A 3,894-nucleotide genomic window follows, 5' to 3' on the forward strand; every position below is an offset into this window, starting at 1 on the left:
CCTGCGCGAACAACTGAGCGCTTGCCTGCCGGAATACCTGGTGCCTGCACAGTTTGTGGTGCTGGAGCGTTTGCCACTGACCGCCAACGGTAAACTGGACAAGCGTGCGCTGCCCAAGCCGGGCGTGGTCAAGCAGCGCTACACCGCGCCGGTGGGCGAGATCGAGGAAAAACTCGCGGCGGTATGGGCCGATGTACTGAAACTGGAGAAAGTCGGCAGTACCGACAACTTCTTCGTGCTGGGTGGCGACTCGATTCTCAGCCTGCAGATCATCGCCCGCGCCAAGCGCCAGGGCCTCAAGCTGAGCCCCAAGCAACTGTTCGAGAAACAGACCATCGCCCAGTTGGCGACGGTGGCCAAACTGATCCAGAAGAAACCCGCAGCGATGGTCGAACAGGTCGGCGGCAGCCTGCCGTTGCTGCCGATCCAGGCACGCTTCTTCGAGCTGGATATTCCGGAGCGGCATCACTGGAACCAGGCGGTAATGCTCAAGCCCACCAGTCTGCTGGAGGCTGTGCATTTGCAGGCGGCGTTGCAGGCGCTGATCGAACAGCACGACGCCTTGCGTCTGGGCTTTGCCCGACAGGATGGCCAATGGCAGGCGACTTTCGGGCCGCACACCGGACGTGACCTGCTGTGGGTTCACGAACTCAATGACCTGTCGCGCCTGAGTGAACTGGCCGACGAAGCCCAGCGCAGCCTGGATTTGAAAAACGGCCTGCTGTTGCGTGCGCTGCTGGTCAACCTGCCGCAAGGTGAACAGCGCTTGCTGTTGGTGATTCATCACCTGGTGGTGGATGGCGTGTCCTGGCGGGTGCTGCTGGAAGACCTGCAACAGGCCTATAGCGCGCTGGATAGCGGCAAGTCTCTGGCACTGCCAGCCAAAACCAGTTCGCTGAAGGCCTGGGCCGGGCAGTTGCAGCGTTATGCCGCCAGCGAAACCCTGGTCGCCGAACGTGATTATTGGCTGCAAACGCTCAGCGGCGATAACCAGCCGTTGCCACGTGATAACCCCGAAGGTTCACAGCGCAATCGCGACGTTGCCCATGCTTCGTCCTGGCTGAGCAAGGACCTCACTCACAAACTGCTGAAAGTGGCGCCAACTGCCTATCGTACTCAGGTCAATGATCTGTTGTTGAGCGCCCTGGCCAAGGTTCTGTGTCAGTGGAGCCAGCAGCCATCGGTGTTGATCCAGCTGGAAGGCCATGGCCGTGAAGACCTGTTCGAGGATATCGACCTGAGTCGTACCGTGGGCTGGTTCAGCAGCCTGTTCCCGGTCAGGCTCACCCCGCAACCGCAAACAGGCGCCAGCATCTGCAGCATCAAGGAACAACTGCGCGCCGTGCCGAACAAGGGTATCGGTTACGGCCTGCTGCGCTATCTGGGTGATGAGTCCGGCAAGCGTGAACTGGCCGCCTTGCCTCAGGCGCAAGTGACTTTCAACTACCTCGGACAATTCGACGGCAGCTTCAATGAGCGCGATGGCGCCTTGTTTATTCCGGGTTCGGAAAGCACCGGTCTGGCCTTGAGTGCCGATGGCCCATTGAGCAACTGGCTGAGCATCAACGGTCAGGTCTTCGATGGCCAGTTGCAGATGGATTGGGCTTTCAGTGCCGAGGTGTATCAGGTTTCGACCATCGAGGCTCTGGCTCGTCACTACGAGCAGGCGCTGGCCGAGGTAATCGAACATTGTCTCGATGGCCAGTCGGGTGTGACGCCATCGGACTTCCCGCTAGCGGTCCTGAATCAGGCGCAACTGCAGCGCTTGCCGGTTGCAGCGGGGAATATCGACGATATCTACCCGCTGTCACCGATGCAGCAAGGCATGCTGTTCCACACCCTGTTCGAGCAGGAAGCGGGCAACTACATCAACCAGTTGCGGGTCGATGTCAGCGGTCTGGACGTCGCCCGTTTCCAGGCCGCCTGGCAGGCAACGGTGGATGCCCATGAAGTACTGCGCAGCGCCTTCGTCAGCCACCTTGAACACTCGCTGCAAGTGGTGCAGCGTCAGGCCGTCGTGCCCTTTGTCGAACTGGATGCCCGTGGCCAGCACAGCGCGTGGCTGGATGAGCGGGCACAGGCAGACCGGCAGCAAGGCTTCGATCTGACCCGGGGTCCGCTGCTGCGTCTGGCGGTCTTGCGCACTGGCGAGAATAGCCATCACCTGATCTATACCAGCCACCATATCCTGATGGATGGCTGGAGCAGTTCGCGTCTGCTGGGCGAAGTCCTGCAACGTTACAGCGGCCAGCCGATGCCGCAACAGAGTGGCCGTTATCGCGACTATATCGAATGGCTGCAACGCCAGGACGCACAAGCCAGCGAACGCTTCTGGACCGCGCAAGTGGCGCAACTGGATGAACCAACCCGTCTGGTCCAGGCGCTCAAGTCGAGCGCAAGCGGCCAGGGCCATGGCGACTATTTCCATCTGATCGATGCGGCGGGCACCCAGCGTCTGAGCGAATTTGCCCGTGAGCAGCGAGTGACCCTCAACACCTTGGTGCAGTCAGCCTGGCTGTTGCTGTTGCAGCGTTATACCGGGCAATCCAGCGTGACCTTTGGCGCAACCGTTGCCGGGCGTCCGGCGGATCTGCCGGGTGTCGAAGAGCAACTGGGCCTGTTCATCAACACCTTGCCGGTCATCGCCAGCCCGCGTCCCGAGCAGACGGTGGCCGACTGGGTGCAGCAGGTGCAGGCGAAAAACCTCGCCCTGCGCGAGTACGAACATACGCCGTTGTACGAAATCCAGCGTCTGGCTGCCAGTGCTGGCGAAGCGCTGTTCGACAATATTCTGGTGTTCGAGAACTACCCGATGTCCGAGGCCCTGCAACAGGCTCCGGCAGGGTTGGCGTTCAGTGGTCTGCACAATCAGGAGCAGGCGCATTACCCGCTGACGCTGGTGGTCGAAGCCGCCGAAGTCCTGTCGGTGCGCTTCAGCTACGATCGCCAGCACTTCGCTGCCGAAAGCGTGGCGCAACTGGCGAGCCATTTCGATCACTTGTTGCAAAGCCTGTGCACTGCACCGTCTGCTTGCCTGGGTGAGCTGGCGCTGCCAGTCGGCTGGACGCAAGTCGTGCAGGCCTGGCCAGGCGAGCAATGCGCTCATCAGATGATCGAAACCCAGGCTGCCCGCGCACCACAGGCGATTGCCCTGAGCCTGAACGGCGAGCAATTGAGCTACGAACAGCTCAACCGCCGCGCCAACCAGTGGGCCCACAAACTGCGCGAGCAGGGCGTCGGCCCGGATGTGCGGGTCGGTCTGGCAGTGGAGCGCAGCCTGGAAATGGTCGTCGGCCTGCTGGCAATCCTCAAGGCCGGTGGCGCCTATGTGCCGCTGGACCCGGATTCGCCGCAGGAGCGCTTGAACTATCTGATGGACGACAGCGGCATTGCCCTGTTGCTGAGCCAGGATCATCTGCGCGAACGGCTACCGGTTCCTGCGCAACTCCAGGTGCTGTCGCTGAACGATTCACTGCAAGGTTATGCCGAGAGCAACCCGGTCAATCTGACGACACCGGATAACCTGGCCTACGTGATCTACACCTCGGGTTCCACCGGCAAGCCGAAAGGCACGCTGCTGCCGCATCACAACCTGATGCGCCTGTTTGCCGCCACCGATGAGTGGTTCAAGTTCGGTGAACAGGACGTCTGGACCCTGTTCCATTCCTACGCCTTTGACTTCTCGGTGTGGGAGATTTTTGGCGCGCTGTTGCATGGCGGACGTCTGGTGATCGTGCCCCGCGAAGTGAGCCGTTCGCCGGAAGATTTCCATGCCTTGCTGGTGCAGGAGCAGGTCACGGTCCTGAACCAGACGCCATCAGCATTCAAGCAGTTGATGCGCGTAGCTTGCGACAGCGATCAAGCGCTGGCCTTGCGTTCGGTGATCTTCGGCGG

1 protein-coding gene is annotated in these 3,894 nt (G+C 61.1%); it reads left to right on the forward strand.

All coding sequences use genetic code 11. From position 1 onward, the window contains the following. A partial coding sequence (locus ALQ04_RS12440; RefSeq protein WP_147466593.1) for a condensation domain-containing protein occupies nucleotides 1-3,894 on the forward strand: 3,894 nt, incomplete at both ends.

Source organism: Pseudomonas cichorii, from assembly GCF_003700275.1.
In the GTDB taxonomy this organism is placed as follows: domain Bacteria; phylum Pseudomonadota; class Gammaproteobacteria; order Pseudomonadales; family Pseudomonadaceae; genus Aquipseudomonas; species Aquipseudomonas cichorii_B.